This is a genomic window from Pseudomonas serbica, from assembly GCF_028823535.1.
Taxonomy (GTDB): domain Bacteria; phylum Pseudomonadota; class Gammaproteobacteria; order Pseudomonadales; family Pseudomonadaceae; genus Aquipseudomonas; species Aquipseudomonas serbica.
The window spans coordinates 251,906-270,951 of record NZ_JAQIYM010000008.1; the positions used below are offsets into that span (position 1 = coordinate 251,906).

Annotated in this window: 18 protein-coding genes and 2 pseudogenes; 7 read left to right on the forward strand and 13 right to left on the reverse strand. The window is 59.4% G+C overall.

Annotation, left to right across the window (positions count from 1 at the left end; translation table 11 throughout):
• Positions 1-93 precede the first annotated feature (93 nt).
• Positions 94-939 (forward strand): LysR family transcriptional regulator, encoded by an 846-nt coding sequence (locus tag NQL71_RS15235; RefSeq protein WP_274642955.1) that lies wholly within the window; start codon positions 94-96, stop codon positions 937-939.
• A gap of 351 nt (positions 940-1,290) precedes the next feature.
• On the opposite strand, the pseudogene NQL71_RS15240 reads toward NQL71_RS15235, so the two are convergent.
• From NQL71_RS15240 to NQL71_RS15255, 4 genes and pseudogenes are all read right to left on the reverse strand, one after another.
• Positions 1,291-1,425, reverse strand: a pseudogene (locus NQL71_RS15240) (DNA/RNA non-specific endonuclease); the annotation flags it as partial.
• A gap of 115 nt (positions 1,426-1,540) precedes the next feature.
• On the reverse strand, positions 1,541-1,999 hold the full coding sequence (locus NQL71_RS15245; protein ID WP_077183614.1) for an RES family NAD+ phosphorylase: 459 nt from the start codon (positions 1,997-1,999) through the stop codon (positions 1,541-1,543).
• Entirely contained in the window at positions 1,999-2,475 is a 477-nt protein-coding gene (locus NQL71_RS15250; RefSeq protein WP_077183616.1) for an Xre family toxin-antitoxin system antitoxin, read from the reverse strand. The genes NQL71_RS15245 and NQL71_RS15250 overlap by 1 nt, the downstream gene beginning before the upstream one ends.
• A gap of 267 nt (positions 2,476-2,742) precedes the next feature.
• Positions 2,743-4,884: a methyl-accepting chemotaxis protein gene (locus NQL71_RS15255; protein WP_274642956.1), complete on the reverse strand. Its 2,142-nt coding sequence runs from the start codon at positions 4,882-4,884 to the stop codon at positions 2,743-2,745.
• Between the two features lie 516 nt (positions 4,885-5,400).
• Here NQL71_RS15255 and NQL71_RS36810 point away from each other — a divergent pair.
• The 3 genes and pseudogenes from NQL71_RS36810 to NQL71_RS15265 form a co-directional block, all read left to right on the forward strand.
• Positions 5,401-5,709, forward strand: a pseudogene (locus NQL71_RS36810) (PAS domain-containing protein); the annotation flags it as partial.
• A 114-nt stretch (positions 5,710-5,823) separates the two neighbouring features.
• Positions 5,824-6,966: a methyl-accepting chemotaxis protein gene (locus tag NQL71_RS15260; protein WP_425520684.1), complete on the forward strand. Its 1,143-nt coding sequence runs from the start codon at positions 5,824-5,826 to the stop codon at positions 6,964-6,966.
• 310 nt (positions 6,967-7,276) lie between these two features.
• Positions 7,277-7,954, forward strand: a complete 678-nt coding sequence (locus NQL71_RS15265) for a class I SAM-dependent methyltransferase (protein WP_046819170.1) — start codon at positions 7,277-7,279, stop codon at positions 7,952-7,954.
• 149 nt (positions 7,955-8,103) lie between these two features.
• On the opposite strand, the gene NQL71_RS15270 is transcribed toward NQL71_RS15265, so the two are convergent.
• Both NQL71_RS15270 and NQL71_RS15275 read right to left on the reverse strand, forming a co-directional pair.
• On the reverse strand, positions 8,104-8,370 hold the full coding sequence (locus NQL71_RS15270) for a hypothetical protein (protein ID WP_052760657.1): 267 nt from the start codon (positions 8,368-8,370) through the stop codon (positions 8,104-8,106).
• 145 nt (positions 8,371-8,515) lie between these two features.
• Positions 8,516-10,063, reverse strand: coding sequence for a phospholipase D family protein (locus NQL71_RS15275; RefSeq protein WP_274642991.1), 1,548 nt, complete (start codon positions 10,061-10,063; stop codon positions 8,516-8,518).
• Positions 10,064-10,206: 143 nt separating this feature from the next.
• On the opposite strand from NQL71_RS15275, the gene NQL71_RS15280 reads away from it, so the two are divergent.
• Positions 10,207-10,641, forward strand: a complete 435-nt coding sequence (locus tag NQL71_RS15280; RefSeq protein ID WP_046819168.1) for a hypothetical protein — start codon at positions 10,207-10,209, stop codon at positions 10,639-10,641.
• 86 nt (positions 10,642-10,727) lie between these two features.
• Here NQL71_RS15280 and NQL71_RS15285 read toward each other — a convergent pair whose 3' ends face one another.
• From NQL71_RS15285 to NQL71_RS15310, 6 genes are all read right to left on the reverse strand, one after another.
• Positions 10,728-10,934 (reverse strand): hypothetical protein, encoded by a 207-nt coding sequence (locus NQL71_RS15285; protein WP_274642958.1) that lies wholly within the window; start codon positions 10,932-10,934, stop codon positions 10,728-10,730.
• On the reverse strand, positions 10,931-12,097 hold the full coding sequence (locus NQL71_RS15290; protein ID WP_274642959.1) for a carboxylate-amine ligase: 1,167 nt from the start codon (positions 12,095-12,097) through the stop codon (positions 10,931-10,933). The genes NQL71_RS15285 and NQL71_RS15290 overlap by 4 nt, the downstream gene beginning before the upstream one ends.
• A gap of 23 nt (positions 12,098-12,120) precedes the next feature.
• A complete protein-coding gene (locus tag NQL71_RS15295) occupies positions 12,121-12,369 on the reverse strand; it encodes a hypothetical protein (protein WP_077183642.1) in 249 nt (82 codons plus the stop codon).
• 130 nt (positions 12,370-12,499) lie between these two features.
• Positions 12,500-13,321 (reverse strand): DUF3618 domain-containing protein, encoded by an 822-nt coding sequence (locus NQL71_RS15300; RefSeq protein WP_046819164.1) that lies wholly within the window; start codon positions 13,319-13,321, stop codon positions 12,500-12,502.
• On the reverse strand, positions 13,318-13,749 hold the full coding sequence (locus NQL71_RS15305) for a phage holin family protein (RefSeq protein ID WP_046819163.1): 432 nt from the start codon (positions 13,747-13,749) through the stop codon (positions 13,318-13,320). Before NQL71_RS15305 ends, NQL71_RS15300 begins: the two co-directional genes overlap by 4 nt.
• Positions 13,749-14,402 (reverse strand): hypothetical protein, encoded by a 654-nt coding sequence (locus tag NQL71_RS15310; RefSeq protein WP_046819162.1) that lies wholly within the window; start codon positions 14,400-14,402, stop codon positions 13,749-13,751. Before NQL71_RS15310 ends, NQL71_RS15305 begins: the two co-directional genes overlap by 1 nt.
• Positions 14,403-14,632: 230 nt before the next feature.
• On the opposite strand from NQL71_RS15310, the gene glgX reads away from it, so the two are divergent.
• A complete protein-coding gene (glgX, locus tag NQL71_RS15315) occupies positions 14,633-16,807 on the forward strand; it encodes a glycogen debranching protein GlgX (protein WP_046819161.1) in 2,175 nt (724 codons plus the stop codon).
• A 365-nt stretch (positions 16,808-17,172) separates the two neighbouring features.
• On the opposite strand, the gene NQL71_RS15320 is transcribed toward glgX, so the two are convergent.
• Entirely contained in the window at positions 17,173-18,129 is a 957-nt protein-coding gene (locus NQL71_RS15320; RefSeq protein ID WP_274642960.1) for a threonine dehydratase, read from the reverse strand.
• 96 nt (positions 18,130-18,225) lie between these two features.
• Here NQL71_RS15320 and NQL71_RS15325 point away from each other — a divergent pair, with 96 nt between their 5' ends.
• The gene (locus NQL71_RS15325; protein ID WP_425520685.1) at positions 18,226-19,041 is read left to right on the forward strand and encodes a helix-turn-helix transcriptional regulator; all 816 of its coding nucleotides are present in this window, start codon (positions 18,226-18,228) and stop codon (positions 19,039-19,041) included.
• Positions 19,042-19,046 lie beyond the last annotated feature (5 nt).

Below are 19,046 nucleotides of genomic sequence, written 5' to 3' on the forward strand. Positions count from 1 at the left end.
GTATATGTGCCCCGTCCATCGGCAGTCTGGCTGTGGCAACGTCGAGTTGCCACGTGACAGGCAGGCACCATAACTCGGTGAAGGACTTATGTGATGTTTGATTGGGAAGATCTGCGCTACTTTTTGGTGTTTGCTCAGGAACAGTCGTTATCCGCGGCTGCGCGAAAGTTGAAAGTCGATCACGCTACTGTCGCAAGGCGAATCAGTGCACTGGAAGCATCACTGAATCTGAAGTTGGTGGACCGTCGCCCCAGGGCTTACGTCCTGACTACGGACGGAGAGCGTATTGCCAACCTGGGTAAGCGCATGGAAGTCGAATCCTTTGCAGTGGAGCGAAGTGCTTTAGCAGGCCAGTCCGGGGTTGTCGGAGAGGTCAAGGTCAGCGCGCCACCTGCTCTGGCGTGTTCACTGATTGCTCCACATCTAGGAAAGCTTCGCCAGCAACATCCGCATCTCTCTCTGCAACTGCTTGGGAACCTGGGCAGCGCGTCCCTCAATCGCCGAGAGGCAGACATTGCCATTCGCTTGAGCCGCCCTACAGAGCCCGATTTTGTCGCGCGAAAAATCACAACAATTCTATTTGCCTTGTACGGTTCCGCCGAATACTTGGATCGAACACCTGCTGATCAACTGACATTCATTGCCTATGACGAGAGCATGGAACAAACCACTCAGCAGCTATGGTTGCTTGAACAGGCTGGCGATCGCCCTATTCTTCTACGCAGCAACGATCTAAACATTCAGGCAATGGCAGCGAAAGCAGGTGTTGGACTCGCAGCGCTACCGTACTTTCTCGGTGAACAATATTCACTGAAGCCTGCTGGCATTTCTGGACCGGCATTAGAACGAGAAGTGTGGCTGGTGACTCATAGTGACATTCGTCATACCGCATCAGTACAGGCCGTCATGACGTTTTTGGCTCAGTGCCTCGCCCGGTAACTTGACGCCGGGGAATATTTCCAGTCGACGGTAAGCGCAACAGCGTCGGTCGACACAGCCCCTTCAGGCGGCCCGCTGGAGGCGAAACGGAACAACAACGCTCTTGCAGAACGTGTCTATTGGAATGATGGTTGGGGCCCGACACGTCCCTATCAACTCCGTGGCAACTGTGGTACTGCGCTCATCTCTCGCGGAACGGCGTACCGCGAGGTCCCAACTGGTTCCGTCCAGCCATCGCGCAGCTTTTATCTTTGGCGCGTTCGCACACTAAAGGGAGACAGCAGCTAGGGTCTTAACCGCCGCCAAGCACGACACTGCGTGCACTGCACGCCAGCGCACGGGCGCATGGCCGATCGAGCCCGAGCGAGACGCTTGCTCCTGGTGCTGAGCGGGCGGCTTGGGGAGGTCCAGCACGCTGCGGGCTTGCGCCCCGGTAGAGAGCAAAACAAAGGCGGACAGCCCAACTGCAATTTTGCATAGGTACATGCTTCAGATCTTCGAATTGAATTGAGGGATAAACGAGTGCTGAGCTGCGCATGCCTGGCGTGAAATACGATCCCGGACCCTGCCAATGTCAGGCGTGCTGCAACGTCACGACGCCCTATTTGAACATTCTAGGGTCGTACATGAAGTCGAACACATCGACCACCTTGATCTGGCTGACCGCTGGGTGGTTGGGATTGATCACAACATTGCGCTCCAGGACCAATACGGCCGAGGGAACGATCAATCCAAGGTGTGCGCTCGACTTCAGCCAGGCTGTCCCGAAGTCCATGCCTGGACGGTCAGCGGGAAGACTTGCCCAACCTTCAGGCAAGGTTTTCGGATCAGGCTCCAGGTAAAGTGCAGCCTCGGCGGGCAGCTCAAAACAGGTGATCTTCATCGGGAACGTAGGCTCGCCCCCCGCATGGACGAAGGTCTCAAGGCAGCAGATAGCAGGCGTCAGCCCCATATACACAGCTGGTACATCCTGATCATTCCACCGCCCTCCTTCGATGGCAGCCCCCATACCTGAAAGATCGATCGCACGTTTCGCCTTTGCGATTCGCCAAGCCCTCATCAGGCTGCACCACCCCATTCAAGTGCATGAAGGACGCGGCGAACCTGCCTGGCGCCTATCTCGGTTTCGCAGAGCATGATCGGTGCTGTTCCGCCGAGAGCTTTATTCGGTGACGACATCCATTGAGCCGCTTTCTCCTGGCTCTCAAAAACCTCCTCGGCCAAATGGCCCACGGTGGCAATTCGATCCAGGCGTTCGGAGGCAACAGAATCCAGGTTCTTGTGCTCACGCCGACGTCTTTCCAAGGTTGAGAAAGATGCATTGAGCAGCGTTTCCAGATTGCGCTCATGGAGGTCGAAGGTCTGTCTGATCGCGTAGACGAGATAGGCGGGAAACCCCTCCTTGATCTGCTTAAGCCGCTCAGAGTCCTTGAGAGACTCTCGGGCGGAACTGAATCGCCAAAAGGCCGCAATCCCGGCTTCACGAGGTTCTTCCTTGGTTTTGGTCGCACGCCCGGCAACCGTTGAAGCGCTCATCAGCACTTCCTCCAAATGAATAATATTTTCAGTCAAATGAACTATAGGCTATCTCATCTTCTCAAGGTACTGCCATCGGGCGGCAATTGATCTGCGGACTGTCGCGGCCAACGTGCACAGGGCAATCCGAAAAGAAACAAGGTCAGCAGCAAGAGTCGGATGTTGATCTTCGGCAAGATGATCGAGAGTGGAATCGCACAAACGGCAAACACGAGTTATTACTCAGCGCTGATCGTGCCTACGAAACGCAAGCCAAGCTGCTGGTAGTCAGCTGCTCACCTCGAACTGCCCCACCAGTTTCTGCAGTTTATTGGCGTTGAGTCTCACGGTTTCCGCACTGTTCTGCAGCACCACCACGGTCTGGCGCATTTGTGTGGAGCAGTGATCGACCTTTGTGATTGTCTTGCCGCAGTCGAGGCTGCGTTTGTTGAGCTGCTGGATAATCGCAAACATGCTTTCCACCGCTTGATGCAATTGCACGTTTTCCGAAGAGGCGTCTTCGGCCAGGCGCAGGCTGTTATCGACGTCCTTGACGCCCTCCTCCATGAAGCTGACGGCTTTTTGCGTTTCGTTCTGCAGGCCTTCGACCATGTGCCGAATGTCATCGGCCGCACGTGATGTGCGTGAGGCCAGGCTGCGGACTTCGTCGGCGACCACGGCAAAGCCTCGCCCGTGTTCACCCGCGCGTGCGGCCTCGATGGCCGCATTGAGCGCCAACAGATTGGTCTGGTTGGTGATGTCGCTGATCAGGCCGGTGATCTTGCCGATCTCGGTCATCCTGCTGTCGAGCAACTGCACGCTCGAAGAAGAACGCTCGACCACATCGCGAATGGACTGCGTGCCTTCCTGCACGGCGAGAAATTGCTCGCGGGCGCGGGTGACGACTTCGTCCATGGCCTGTTTCATTTGTTCAGCGCTGGCAGAGGCCTGCTGGATCTCGCCCAATTGGTCTTCGACGATGATCATCATCCGATGCACCGCTTCGGCCACTTCGGTGGACGTGACACCGGCTTGCTGGCTGCGGCCCAGCATCATCTGGTTGGTGCTGCCGACGTTGCCGCTGGCTTTCACCACTTGCCCGACAACCGAGTCCAGATGGTCGATGAAACTGTTGATCCAGCGCGCCATGTCACCGGTCTCGTCGTTGGCCATGCGCTTGATGTCCAGGCGCTGTCGCAGGTTGCCCTCGCCTTCGGCGATGGTCCTGATCACGCCCGTCAATTCGTTCAGCCTTGCGGCGAGACGGTTGGGCCCGAGCCGGCTGAACAGGAACGTGGCGCATGTCATGCAGAAGACCTCGACGATATCGATCACGCCCTGCTCCAGACCGCTGTAATGCTGGACCAGAAAGTTGCAGGCAAAGAGTCCGGTCATGGTCGCGATATAGGGTTTCATCAGGCCATGGCTGAGCGAGCGCCGGCGATAGACTTCCTCCAGGTCGGCCTCGCACATCATGCCCCAGCGGTCAGGCGAACCTGGCAACTGGAAGGTAACGCCCTTGCCAACCACCGGAATGTGCCGGTAGTCCGAGTAACCGGGATACGTCACGAACAGGTTGGAGCCAGCACGGATGGTCTCGCGTACGCCGGGGTGCAGTTGCTGGGTCGACGGGTCGGTAAAGCGCAGCTCCAGTTCGGTGTGGCGTTGGATCTGCACGGTCTTCCAGGGGGTGTGCACTCCGCTTTTGAGGTTTTCACCGTGGGTGAAGGTACCGTCCTCGAAACGTGAGCGCGACAAGGCGGTTCCGGGCTCGATGGCCGGATCAAAACGCGATTGCGCCATGAACAGATAGTTGTCACCCGACTCGGCAAAAATGTGCCCGGCCTCGCGCTGGATGAGGTCGCCCAGTACATCGTTGGGCACGCGCCCGCAGAGGCAGCCGAGGGCTTTGCCGTCAACGCGCAGGGGTTGATAGAACATCAGCGTGACTTCATCGTGGAAGCGCGACGTTGAAGGCCCGATTTGCAAGGTCAGCGGATCGCTGTAAGGACCATGCAGGAACGGCGCCTTCAGTCCTTCGGCCAATGCGCGGGAGTGCTCGAACCGGCTTTTTCCGCGGCGGCTCCAGGTCGACACGATAACCTGGCCGCTGGCATCAACGACAAACAACTCGGAAAAATCTGCCGCCTGGTTGAGCTTGTCCATCAACGAACTGCTGTCGAGGTTGGCGAAATCACGACCGAGGTTTTCCGCAAGTTCCGCCAAGTGTTCCCACTGGTCCCGTGTCCAGTTCTGCAGCAACTGCGCCCGGGTTTCAGCGATGGCTTCAAAGGTTTGTTCGATCACAGGGTATGCCGATCGATTGAGCCAGCACGACCAGCCCATCGTGAGTTTCCCCGTCTTGCCAAACCAGGGTAGCCAGCGCTTCTCGCTTGCGGACAACGGCATGAAATGACTTGATAGCGACATCCACTTAATCCACTGCGACATTGAGATGGCAATTCGATAGCAATTACCAGGCCAATTCGTAAGCACGCTAATCAATTCATCGCGCAAGGCAAGAAGATGCTTGCCCCATGGCCGTTTCATCTCACGCGGTAGGGGCAAGATCAAAAGATCGCAGCCTGCGGCGGCTCCAAAGTAAGGGTGCGGTGTTTGTAGAAGATGAACCTACCCCCAACCCTGAGCCTCCTCGATAAAATGCAGCACCGCACTCGAGCGTTCGTCAATGCGTGAAATCAGCGACAGTTCACTGACCAAGGAAATCGGCGGGCTGACGCTGTATGGCGGGCAAATCCGGCAGGCCACCACGGCCCACCTACAGCGATGGAGGTGGGCCGTGCGTCTCTGCTCTGTCATCAAATGAAAAGAAAGTGTCGCCGAATGCGCGGTCGCCGACCTCGGAATGGGCGTAGAACAGCTCGCGTATCGATCCGATTTGCATGTTCCACACCATAATAATAATCCGACCAGGGATCGCACTTAATGCGCGTGAATTTGCCCGTAACCGACCATGAAAGACTATTTCCCAGCGAACAGCGACTGATCTCCACCACCGACCTTGATAGTCGCATCACCTACTGCAATGACGCCTTTGTCGACATCAGCGGTTTCACCTACGACGAGCTGGTCGGCCAGACCCATAACCTGGTCCGCCACCCCGACATGCCGCCTGGGGTGTTCGTGCACATGTGGCACACCATCAAGCAAGGCAAGCCCTGGATGGGGATTGTGAAAAATCGCGCGAAGAATGGTGATTTCTATTGGGTCAGTGCCTACGTCACGCCCATCTACGAAAACGGCCGCATGAGCGGTTACGAGTCGGTTCGCTCGGTGCCCACCCGCGACCAGATCCGTCGGGCAACGGCGCTGTATGCAAGGATGCGCGCCGGCAAACCGATCGTCGCGTTGAGCGCGCGGATTTTTCGGCCACTGCAGCACGGTTGGCCATTGCTGGTGGCCGGCGCGGTTTCGCTGCTGGCGGATCAGTGGCTGCCAAAGGCCTCGGCCCAGGGGGTCCTGGTGGTGAGCGTGGGCATTGCCTGGTACCTGATCGAGTCCCGACAACGCAGCGCCATCAAGCGCACCCTGGCTGAGCATCCGAAGGCATTTTCCGACCGGTTGGTTGCCCTCACCTATAGCGACAATCATGGTCCCCAAGGACAACTGGACATGGCCATGCTCAGTGAGGAAGCCCGATTGCAGACAGCCCTGAGCCGGCTGGTCGATGCCGGCGTCAGCGTAAAGGCAAAGGCGGCACAGTCATCCGAGCTGTCCGGTAAGCAAGCACAGTCGCTGGATCGCCAGCGCAGCGAAACCGATCAGTCCGCCGCCGCCATCTCGCAGATGGCGGCCACCAACCAGCAAGTAACGCAGAACGTCATCAGCACCGCGCATGCCGCTGCCGAGGCTGACCAGTTGACGAGGGATGGCAGTGAGTTGGCCGGGCAAAGTCTGCGCGCCATGGAGGCCATGAACACCGCCGTCAACGAAATTGGCCAGGCGGTGAACGCCTTGGCGAGCGAGACGCAATCGATCGGCAGCGTCGTGGATGTGATCACTTCCATTGCCGAACAGACTAACCTGCTCGCGCTCAATGCCGCGATCGAGGCGGCCCGGGCAGGAGAGCAAGGTCGTGGTTTTGCCGTGGTGGCCGACGAGGTCCGATCCCTGGCTCAACGCACCCGCACTTCGACCGAACAGATTCACGGCATTATTGCGTCGCTGTACGAAGGTGCCGACCGCGCTGTCTCGACGGCGACCCGCGGTGAGCAGATTTCCCGCGAAAGCATGCAGCGTGTCGAGGCGGTACAGACTGCGCTGGTCGGCATCAGCCAGGCCGTCAGCCGGATCACCGAAATGAGCCAGCAAATGTCCTCGGCGTCAGAGGAGCAGAGTCACGTGACGGAAGACATCAATCAGCAGATCACGCGCATTGCGCAACTGTGCGATCACAGTGCCGGACAGGCCAAGCAAGGTGCGGCAATCAGCCAGGACCTCGAAGTAATGGCCGAGTATCTGCACAGCCTGGCCGAGCGTTTCAACCGATAACCCCAAGCTCAGCGACGGTCGGGCACAGACCGTCGCTGCGGCCCGACAGGACTATGCAAATCCAAGGAACGACAGGACGACCGCCACGATCACCACCAGTCCGACGATGTAGATAATGCTGTTCATCAGTCCACCTCTCAATCTGAACGGGATTGCGAAACGAGGGTGCGACAACTGCCAGATCATCCACCTTCGCTTGTCACTCCATTCGACAACGCACAGGGCGCATCGTCCCAATCAAACCCAGCGGCTTAATGGCAGCGCTGATGGTCCGCTATGCTTCTATCAGCCCACCACTCCGGACATCGACATGCCCGCCGACGAACTCACCCTCCTGCAGAGCTGGCACCTCAACGCTCAAGCCTGGATCGAAGCCGTGCGCAGCGGCGCCATCGAAAGCCGTCTGAAGGTCACGGATCAGGCCATCCTGCTGGCGATCATGGGCCGCCAGCCCGAGCGCGTGCTCGACCTCGGCTGTGGCGAAGGCTGGCTGTTGCGGGCATTGGCGGAACGAGGCATCGAGGCGGTCGGCGTGGATGGCGATGCGACGCTGGTCGAGGCGGCACGAGTGGCGGGTGCCTCAACGGTGCACCTGGCCAGCTATGAACAGCTGGCGCAGGCGTCAGTGGATATCGGCCGCGACTTCAACCTGATCTGTGCCAACTTCGCCTTGCTGCACCAGGACATCATTCCCTTGCTCGCAGCCATGAACACCCTGCTCGCCCCCGGCGGCGCGCTGGTGATCCAGACGCTGCACCCGTGGAACGCGGCTGCGGGCGATTATCAGGATGGCTGGCGGGAAGAGACGTTCAGTGGATTCGGCGGGCAGTGGCAACCCATGCCGTGGTACATGCGGACCTTGTCCAGCTGGTTCAATGCCCTGGACATGGCCGGTTTTCGCCTGGCTGGCCTACAGGAGCCGCAGCACCCGCAAAGCCCGGTGCCGCAGTCGTTGCTGATGGTGGCCGAGTCGCGGGAGAAGGCATGACGGCGTAACGGCCACTACCGCGTCGCCAGCAAGCCGGCGCGTCACGCCACAAATCCAACATACCCCGCAAATCCTGCAGGAGCTGGCTTGCCAGCGATGGCGGCATAACGGCCACCATCGCATCGCCAGCAAGCCTGCTCGCCGCCTTACTATTGATATTTGACGTCCCGGGCCGTGTCGCGGGTGTCCTGCTTGGTGTCGCGCTTGTCCTGGCGACAATCAGCACGGCTCTTTTCATCACCCTCCTTGCATTCTTCCTTGGTTTCCCGGGCGGCGTCTCGCCCTTCCTGCTTGGTATCGCGCGATTCCTGCCGTTGGTCAGCCTGATCGGTCGCATGGGCCGGTAACGCTATGCCGTATGTGCCAGCAGCGAGGGCCAGTGTCGCCAATGCCGTCATGTAAACCCTGCGAAGCATGATTTTTCTCCTGTTCAAGAGTACTCAATCACTGGAGTTCCCCGGTCATTGACCGGAAACACAGGTATTCCAAAAGATCCTCTGGAGTGGGAGTTTTAACGATAGTCGATACAGGCGACCCCACAAGGTCGGGGGCATGGACGGTCTAGAGCATTTTCTCCAGGCCGATCTTGTCGCTGAGCCAGGCCTTGAAGCTGCGCCATGTGCTGCCGGGCTCCTCGCGCAACACATGCAGGCGACCGTCGTCCTCTGCGATCCAGACGACCTCACCGTTTTCCAGGCGAGCCTGGTAACTGAGCGCGGGCGCCATGCCCTCAAGCGCCAGCTTGCGCATGTAGCCGGCCAGTTCAGGGCTGTCGACCAGCACCCCGACTTCAGTGTTCCACAGCACTGAACGCGGATCGAAATTGAAGGAGCCGATGAACACCTTCTGCTGGTCCAGGATCATGGCCTTGGTGTGCAGGCTGGAGTCCGAACCACCACTGAAACCAAAGGAAGAACCACCACTGGGGTCGTCCGGTTGGCGCCGCAGCTCATAGAGCTTCACGCCATGTTCGAGCAGGGATTTGCGATAAGGCGCATAGCCGCCATGCACCGCCGGCACGTCAGTGGCTTCAAGTGAGTTGGTCAACAGGCGCACGTCGACACCGGCATCGGCACGTCCAAGGAGGTAGCGCATGCCGGATTTTTGCGGGACAAAATACGCCGAGATCAGGATCAGCTCCTTGTGGACGGCATCGAGCTCAGGGCGCAGTTGCGTGGCCATCAACAGCGAGCGGGCCGGTTCGTCGTCGGCCAGGACCTTGCTCGGGGCGTCCCACATCGCCGTACCATGGGCCCAGATCAGTTGCTGGCGCCAGGTCGCCAGTTGCGGATGAGTGCGATAAGTCATGAGGTGGTCGTACAGGGCCTGGTTCTCGATACGCATGGCCTGCAGTGATTGTTCCAGGCGTTGGCGGCTCTCCTGCAAGTCTTCGGCGGTCGGCTTGATGATCAGGAAGTCGCTGATCGCCTGGCTCAGGGCACTGTTCCAGTACTGATCGAAGCTGTGGCCCAACTGCTCGGCGACCGGGCCGAGGCACAGCAGGTCCATGTCGGTGAAATTGAGATCAGGCTTGGCGTCGAAATACTCATCCCCCAGGTTGCGGCCGCCGACGATCGCCGCGCTGTTGTCGGCCAGCCACAGCTTGTTGTGCATGCGCCGGTGCTGTTGGGACAGATTGAGCAGACGACCCATGGTGCGGGTCACCAGGGTGCTGCGCCCCAGATGCAACGGGTTGAAGACACGGACATGGATGTTCGGGTGCACGGCCAGCGTGGCGATGACTTCTTCCTGGCCGTCGCTGGCCGTGTCATCGAGCAACACGCGAATCCGCACGCCGCGATCGGCCGCCAGCAGCAGTTCACGCACCAGTGCCCGGGTGCTCAGGCCGTTGTGCACGATGTAGTACTGCACATCGAGACTTTTCTGCGCATTGCGGATCAACTCGGCCCGCGCCCGGAACGCTTCACTGCTGTTGGGCAGTAGACGAAAACCCGAGCGCCCTTCCTGCTGGGCCGCTGCCGCCTGGATCGAACGCCCGAACGCCGACTCGCCGGCGGGGATGGCCTCGCTTTTCTCGTGGGGCAAGCGAGGCGTGGCGCAGCCGGCCAGCAGCAGTGTGAGCAACAGTGCGGGGGCGACCAGGGTCATGGTCAAGGGAATCGTCCTCAATGTCGACGAGAGGGGTTCTGGATTATTTCAGTAAAGCCCAGTTCTGGTTTTCTTCATGCAACCTACCGATTCCCATGGATGAGCTACCCTAGCTAAACCGTTTTTTTTTCGGGGAGAAGATTATGCATCGATTGGTTAAACCATCGGATTATGTTCTTCAGACTGCAATGGACAAAATGGTCTACGTCCTGCCTTGGGAACGCCGTCATTGCCCCGGGAGTCCTACGGATGAGCCCGAGCAAGGCGCCCTGCTCTATAACCAGTACATCCTGAACTTCCTTCATGGCCTGGAACCGCGAACGCCCGGTGAACGCATCATTGAAATCGCGCAATGGTGCCTGGCATTAACCGGTGAACCGGCCAGGGCGTTGGCCGATGATTTGTCCGCGGCCTATCTCAGCCGGTACAGCTTTGTGCTGGCTGATATCTCGAAATACGATGATGAATCGAGAGAGTTTCGCGGGCACCTGGCGCTCTGGCCTGAAGAAATCAAAAAAATGCCGGCCAATCTGGTGATGGCGTTACGAGCTCGGGCTGCAGGCTTATTGTTGGGCTGACGTCTGGGATGGGCGAAAAAAACGGGGGCAGGTTACGCATCATCAAGTCTTGACCTGCTTACCCCTCGTGAGCCGAGCGGCAAGCGCTATTTATCTCCAACACTTTCTTTCTCACCCGGTAATACACGAACCTTCCCGCTGAAGACGCTGAAGCCATAGGTGTTGTAAATGAGGGTCACCGGTATCAGCACGGCAAAACCGACCAGCATGAAGATCTGGCTGTTCGCACTGGAGGCGGCAGCTTGTAGCGTCAGCTGCGGCGGGACAATCAGCGGATGCCAGGCTTTGCTCACGACTCACACGCCGTTTGTTTCACGTCTTCACTTGTGCAGGGCTTTCGCGACGTTTCCACCAGCAACTGATCCACTACCCCTGCCAGCGCGGCATGCGTATCCTCTTGGCTGCGCAAGGCGCGCTCGAAGAGGCTGCGCTGGCGGTCTGCACTGGTTCCATTGCGCAGAATCCGGCGGGCCTGGGCAAAGACGTTTTCCACTCCCAGCGTGCGCGCCGTATCGGCAAGAATCTGCTGCGCCAGGAAAAGCCATTGCTCAGCCGAGAAGGGTCGCTCGTAGCCTTCAACGATGAACGACGCATGGACGCCATGGCGTTTCGCTCGCCAGCGGTTTTCCTTGAGGATCCAGCGCGACGTTTGCGAATAGGCCAATCCTGGTCGAGGTTGATCAGTCGCGTAGGCCACCAGCAAGCGAAACAACGAAGCGATGCACAGGGTATCTTCCAGGCACGGGCAGGCATCGGTCATGCGCAGTTCCAGGGTCGGATACCGTGAGGCGGGCCTTAGTCCCCACCAGCATTCACTGGCCTGCGTGATCGAGCCGGTACGAATCAGCAATGCGACGTAAGCGTCGTAGGCAGGCTCGTCCTCGAAGAACTCCGGAATGCCCATCCTCGGCCACTCGTCACAGGCCGTTTGCCGGTAGCTCATGAAACCGCTGTCAGCACCGTCCCAAAATGGCGAGGAGCTGCTCAGTGCGAGCAACAACGGCGTCCACGGCAAGACTTCGTTCATGACCTGGATACGATCAAGGTGACTCGCAATTTCAACGTGCACATGCAGACCGGATAACAGGCTGCGCCTTGCGACGCGTTGGTAGTCTGCAAACAGTTGGAGAAAATGATGTTGCTCGGTGGCCTGTTGCGCGCGCCAGTCAGCCAAAGGGTGACTCCCTGCGCAGAGCAATCCCAGGCCATATGGCTCGAGCGCACGCCGAATGCTCTGGCGAGCAGCGAACAGGTAATCTTCTGCCTGAGCCATGCAGGTGAAGATGGGCGAAGCCACTTCAATCTGGCCCTGGAACATTTCGTACGCGAAACACGGGCCCACCACCGCCTTGCACGCCTCAATCGCAGCCTCGGGCGGCAGCTCCGTCATGCGCCGGGTGGCCAGGTCGGTGATGAAGTATTCCTCTTCAATGCCGAACCTCAGCTGTCTGTTCATCGATGCGCCCTCGGCGTGCACACTCAGTGATAATCCTCTCCCGCTACCGCGCGCAGAAACGCCTCGTCCGCCTTTATTCGCAGGTCGCGCCACTCTTGCCAACTGACAATCCGCAAGCGGTCCATCTCATCCGATTGGCGTAGCAGTTCTTCGTGATAGGCATCGGGAGATTCCATGCGCAGCGCGATGTCGTCGAGCGCTCGGTGCCAGCAATCCAATGCACACAATCTTCGTTCCTGGGACGGCGTCAGCTGGTTTTTGAAGGCGTTCATGGCAGTGCAATCCCGGAGTGATTTCTGAGTGGATCAACTGGGTTCGAGGTCGGTTCATGAGCGCCGACCAGAGGTGTCTGACGCAAAAAAGGGAGGCCGGCGTTTGACCTCCCGCTTTGCCCGCGACGCCTTACGAGGTCCCCAATCCGCGAGACAGATCGGCCGGTTGACTGGAGGCTGCGTGGCCATCCCCTTGCGGCTTCTCCACCTGCGCATGCTCCGTGGTCTTGGTCACCGTATCGCGCACCGCTTCAAATCCCTCCCGCGCCTGCTGCTTGACCTTGTCGGCCAGCCCTGCGCTGGTCTTGCCCATGTAGCGCTGCTCGGTCGCTGTCGAGGGAATTGCCGCACCGAGCATGGCCCCCAATGCGATGCCCGCCGCGGCAACCATGAGTGGTTGTTCCTTCAACAAGTGGCTGACTTGATTGCTCATCACCTGGGTGCTGCGCACCAGTCGATCGCTGGCGTCATGCATGGCGTGGCTGATGTTTTCGCTGGCAGCGCCCAGGTTATCGCCCAGGTGCGCGGCTTTACCCTTGACAGCCTGGTAGCCCTCTTTCAGGGTGTCCGCCGTCTGGTGCAAATGCTCTCGCGCACTGTCGATGCCCTCACCCAGCCCTTCGGTCCACTCCCCTACCTTGTTGCGCTCCGGGCCAACTGGATAAACCGGACGAGGCGTCGGCGCACGGTTTTGGCTCATCATCAGCCATAACAGCCCCACCGACGTCACTACCACGGGAACGGGATTGTTGCGAACACTGGTTCCAAGGTTGTTGAGGAACGTGGTGCCGTTGCTCTGCATGAACGACAACGCCTGATCAAATACCTGTCCCGGGGTGAATTTGCTTTCCAGCGCATCAACGATATTGCCGATGCTTGCACGCTGTGCATCGATATCACGCTCAATGGCCTCGGGGCTTTTCTGCGATTCAATGTCGAATTCAGTGTTCATGAGACTCTCCTGCGAAGCGCTTCCTGGTCTTTGTTCAAGGCATCCAGCGTGCGATCAGGTTTCAAGTGGGAGGGTTCGAACTGTTTTTTTCCGGACTGCAGCATGGCGAACCCAACGATCATCACCACGACGCCGACGATCAGCGCCGCCAACCACGGTGCCATGACCATGCTCAAGGCGTAGACCGCAGACATCAACAGGATGATGAACCCCGCCAGCAGCACAATCGCACCTCCGGCAACACCGGCTATGCCGGCCTTGAGCGTCGTGAGACTGGCTTGCAACTCGGCCTTGGCCAAGGCCAGTTCCTTGCTAAACAGCGAAGGCACTTCGCGGGTCAACTGACGTAGCAGGCCGACGACCGTAGCGTCAGGCTCAGGCGTGGGTACCGGTCTAACGCCCGGTAAGTCTTGATCTTCTCTGTTCATCACAGCGCTCCTTTGAAGGATGTGGAATGGGTCGCGAAGTCCGATGGATGATCCTGTTCATTGGGCGAAGCCGGCGTTATGCCGGTGGCCAGGCCAGGATTGTGATCGGTGCGCGATGGAACCGAAGTTTCGTAGGGGCGTTGCGCACCGAAGCCGCCCGACGGAGGCACTGAATGCCCTGCTGCCGGATCGCCGGCATCGCCCTGTGTCGCCGCCGGCGCGGCCCCGGCCTTGAGAAAGCGTGACAGGCCAAAGCCCAATGCAATGCTGCCCGCAATGAACAATGCCGGGTTATTGCGCGCCAACTCGGCGCCGTCATGCAGCAGTTGTTCCGCACTTTTGCCGCGCAGGTTCCCCGCCAGCCCGCTCATGGACTCCGCCATGTCGGCGAGGTAATCGGACATGCCGAGCCTGTCCTGGTCTTGAATTTGCGACACAAAGGATTTTGCTCCTTCGGCCAGCGCCTCGATCTGGTCTGCTGCTGTGTCACGGTATTGGCCGAACTGCTCATCCGCCTGCTGCCTTGCACCGCCAAGGGCCTCAGTCACGTTTTCCTTGATGTGTTGAAAGTCCTGGCCTGGGTCTGGCTGTCCTGGTCCTGATGAGACGGGGTTGCCTGGCTGGCTCCCGGTCGTGCTGTCTGTAGTGTTCATGTCGTCCCTCGCCTTCGGAGTGAAAAAGCGTTAGCAGGGTTCGCCACGAAACAGCCGCAGCCCCCCTATTGCTGATGACGGAGCAGCGTCATGGGGAGTTCCAACAAAATGATGAGTGATGAGTACATCGCAAGAGGGCTGCAAATTTCCTGAACTGTTGCGCGCCGTGGGCTTCTATCGAAAGACCGCGTTGGTCATACATCCCAGAACTTACTTCGGAGCGCTTGATCATGACTGATCAACCAGTGAGCGACAGTGCATCAAGCCAGGAAAGACCCGCCAGCCGCGTCAGTGAGGGCCTGCCCTATCCGTTAGGTGCGACGTGGGACGGCTCGGGGGTCAACTTCGCAATTTTTTCCGCCAATGCCACGAAGGTCGAACTGTGCCTGTTCAACGCCGATGGCCAGGAAGAAATCGAGCGCATCGCCCTGCCGGAATTCACCAACGAGATCTGGCATGGCTACCTTCCCGACGCCCGGCCGGGAACGCTGTATGGCTATCGAGTGCATGGGCCCTATGATCCGGCAAACGGTCATCGCTTCAACCCCAACAAATTGCTGATTGACCCCTACGCCAAGCAGATTTCAGGCGAGTTGCAATGGGACGATGCGCTGTTTGGCTACACCGTCGGCCATGCAGACGGCGACTTGTCGTTCGATGAACGCGACAGCGCTCCGTTCATGCCGCGCTGCCGGGTCATCGACCCGGCCTTCACCTGGGGCAATACCGCCAAGCCCAACGTCCCTTGGGAGAACACGGTTTTCTACGAAACCCATGTGCGCGGCTTCAGCAAACTTCATCCTTCGGTGCCAGAGTCCGAACGTGGCACCTTTGCCGCCTTCCACCAGAACGATGTGGTCGAATACATCCGCTCACTCGGCGTGACCTCCGTGGAACTGATGCCCGTGCATTACTTCCTCGATGACAACCACCTCCTGGAAAAAGGCCTGCGCAATTTCTGGGGCTACAACACCCTGGGCTTTTTCGCCCCGCATGCGCGCTACATGGCAGGACAGTCCATCGGCGAGTTCAAGGTCATGGTCTCGCGCTTTCACAAGGCCGGGCTGGAGGTGATCCTCGATGTGGTCTACAACCACACCGCTGAAGGCAATGAGATGGGGCCGACCCTATCGCTCAAAGGCATCGACAACGCCAGTTACTATCGACTGATGCCCGACGATGCGCGCTATTACATCAACGACACGGGAACCGGTAACACACTCAACATGAGTCACCCTTGCGTCTTGCAGATGGTGACCGATTCCTTGCGGTACTGGAGCTCGGAGATGGGCGTGGACGGGTTCAGGTTCGACCTGGCGACCATCCTGGGTCGTGAGCCTGAGGGCTTTAGCGAGGGCGGCGGTTTTCTCGATGCCTGTCGCCAGGACCCGGTCCTGGCCAAGGTCAAGCTGGTCGCCGAGCCTTGGGACTGTGGCCCCGGTGGTTATCAGGTTGGTAACTTCCCACCGGGCTGGATGGAGTGGAACGACAAGTTCAGGGATGTCTGCCGTGCCTTCTGGAAAGGCGACGATGACATGCTGGGCGACTTCGCCAAGATCTTTCTCGGCTCGGGTGAGCAGTTCAATCGACGTGGCCGCAAGCCGGCTTCATCGGTCAACTTCATCACCGCGCATGACGGTTTTACCCTTAACGACCTGGTTTCCTACAACGACAAGCACAACGAGGCCAACGGCGAAGACAACCGTGATGGCCACTCTGATAACAGGTCGTGGAACTGCGGTGTCGAGGGGCCTACCGAAGACCCTGAGATCATCGACTTGCGCTATCGGCAGATGCGCAATCTTCTCGCCACGCTGTTCCTTGCCCAGGGCACGCCCATGCTGCTGGCGGGAGACGAGTTTGCCCGGACCCAGGGTGGCAACAACAATGCCTACTGCCAGGACAGCGAGATCGGCTGGATAGACTGGAATGTCAGTGAACAAAGCAGCGAGCTGCAAGAATTTGTCCGTTACCTCATCGAGCTGCGCAACCGCCACCCATTGCTGCGCCGCAATCGCTTCTTCACGGGCGAGTATGACGAAAGCCTGGGCGTCAAGGATGTGACCTGGCTGCAGCCGGGGGGTGAGGAAATGGGTGTGGAGCAGTGGCATGACGGCAATAACCGCTGCATGGGCATCTTGCTCGATGGCCGCACGCAGACCAGCGGCATTCGCCGCGAAGGCGTCGATAAATCGCTGCTGATCATCGTCAACGCCCATCACGACGTAGTGAATTTCACCTTGCCGGAAGTACCGAAGGGTCAGCAGTGGATTCTGCAGCTGGACACCAACCAGACGGAGCCCGACCCCGGCGAATCTTTTTCCTTTGGCGACGAGTATCAGGTCACCGGACGCTCGATGCTGATGTTCGAGCTGAAGAAACCTTCGACGAAAAAACGCAAATAGAGGGTCGAGTCGCAAGCGCTACTGATAAAAACCGCCTGATCGGCGGTTTTTTATCTTCAGGAACAGTGACAGCGGGGACACGTGCGGTCGAGTGGTCATGTCGATGCCGAGGGCTCGCATAACGGCCAGCATGGTTTTGAGCGTGGGATTTTTGCACTATGCCGGTTAACTGTAGGCGCTGGCTTGCCAGCGATGGCGTCGGGTCAGTCACCATAGATGCCGGATCTCAGACCGCTATCGCGAGCAGGCTCGCTCCCACAGGGGATCTTCACCAGAGCAATGGCGGCGGGTCAGTCGACATCGCGGCTGGATGTTAGACCGCTATCGGGGGCAAGCCAGCGCCACAGGGGATCTTGTTGGTGCCGTCACCCGATCACCCGCGCATACACCGACCTGTCGATATTCCCCCCGGACAGAATCACCCCCACCTTTTTGCCCCGCATCATTTCCCGCTCCTGAATCAGTGCCGCCAGGGCGGCCGCGCCTGCCCCTTCGGCGAGATTGTGGGTGTCGGTGTAATACACGCGCATGGCCTCGGCAATCTGCTCGTCTGTAACCGACACGATCCGCGCTGCGCCTTGCGCGTACACGGCAAAGGCCTCAGCAATGGGCTTGCGCACTGCGAGGCCGTCGGCAAAGGTATCGGCCGACGCGGTTTCGCGTATAACGCCCGCTTCAAATGACAGCTTCGCAGCCGCCGCTTCAGTGGAAACCACGCCCACTACCCGGGTGTTCAAGCCCAGGGCATCGCGAGCAGCGATGACCGCGCAGATCCCCGATCCACAGCCTATCGGCACATAGACGGTATCCAGGTCCGGCGCGGCCTTGAACAGTTCGAGCGCATAGGTGGCCACGCCCTTGACCAGTTCGGTGTGGAACGGCGGCACCAGGTACAGGCCATGGACGCTCGCCAGGCGTGCGGCCTCTTCACGGGCCTCGTCGAAATCGCGACCAAACTCGACCACTTCACCGCCAAAGCCGCGCATGGCGTTGTTCTTTTCCAGCGAATTTGCTTGCGGCACGACTATCAGCGAGCGCAAATCCAGCGCGGTCGCCGCCAGCGCCAGGCTCTGGCCGTGGTTGCCGCGGGTAGCGGTGACAATGCCACGCGCGTCCGGATGGGTGCGCTTGAGCCAGTGCATGAAGGTAATGCCGCCACGCACCTTGAATGCACCGGTAGGCGTATGGTTTTCGTGCTTGACCCACACCGTGCAGCCCAACCGCTCAGCCAGCAAGGGCCAGGCGTACTGCGCGGTGGCAGGCATCACCTGGTAAACCAGGCCGGCAGCTTGTTCGATGTCGTCGCGAGTCAGTTTGTGCATGAGTGGTCTCCTTGAGGTGTTGCCCAGTCTAGTCACAGGTGCCACGCGCCGGCTTTCAGAAAACCGACCTGACTTTTGGCTGCCCTTTTCACTACTATGCTGTTCATGAGCCTTCACAAACGCCTGCAACCCGCATTGCCGTCTGAGCCGATCCGCCGTATCGAGGCCGGCCCCTGGGCAATCGAACTGCTACCTGGCAGCGCCTACGCGGCCCGGTATGTGGCGACCCAGGCGGCGATTGGCTTTGCTTTCGACAGCCAGCGCGGCCAGCACGCCATCGGCAGCGACCGGGTGCAGCCCTTCCTTGCCATGCCCAACGGCCTGGCGTTCGTCCCCATGGGGTGTGACGTCTTGTCCGAATCGCCCGAGGGCGGTGAGTACCTGCGGGTGATACGCACCGATGGTATAGCGCTGCCGGGGGATCGCGCCTTCAACAATCGCATCGATCCGCAAGCGACCACCCTCGCCTTGCGAATGCGCAGCGCGTTGTTGCAGGCCAGGGTGGCGGACGATTGGGAGGCCTGGGCCCTCGCCTTGGCTGAACGGGCCCAGGGTAACGATGCGCTGCCGACACCGCTGCGAGGCTCGATAACCGCCAGCCGGATGCGCTTGCTCGATGAGTTCATCGACGCCGGCCTCGATCGTCCGCTGGGTGTACAGGCGATGGCGCAGTTGCTCGGGCTGTCAGAGGGGTATTTCATGCGGGCATTCAAGCACGCGACCGGCAGAAGCCCGCACAGTTACCTGATCGACCGCCGCCTCGCCAAGGCGCGTACCTTGATGTGTGACTCGACTTCGCGACTGGCAGAGATTGCCCACGCCTGCGGCTTCAACTCACAGGCGCACATGACGACCGCGTTCAAGCAACGCCTTGGCGTGAGCCCGGCGCAGTTGCGTGGGCTTTTGCGGTAGCGCTG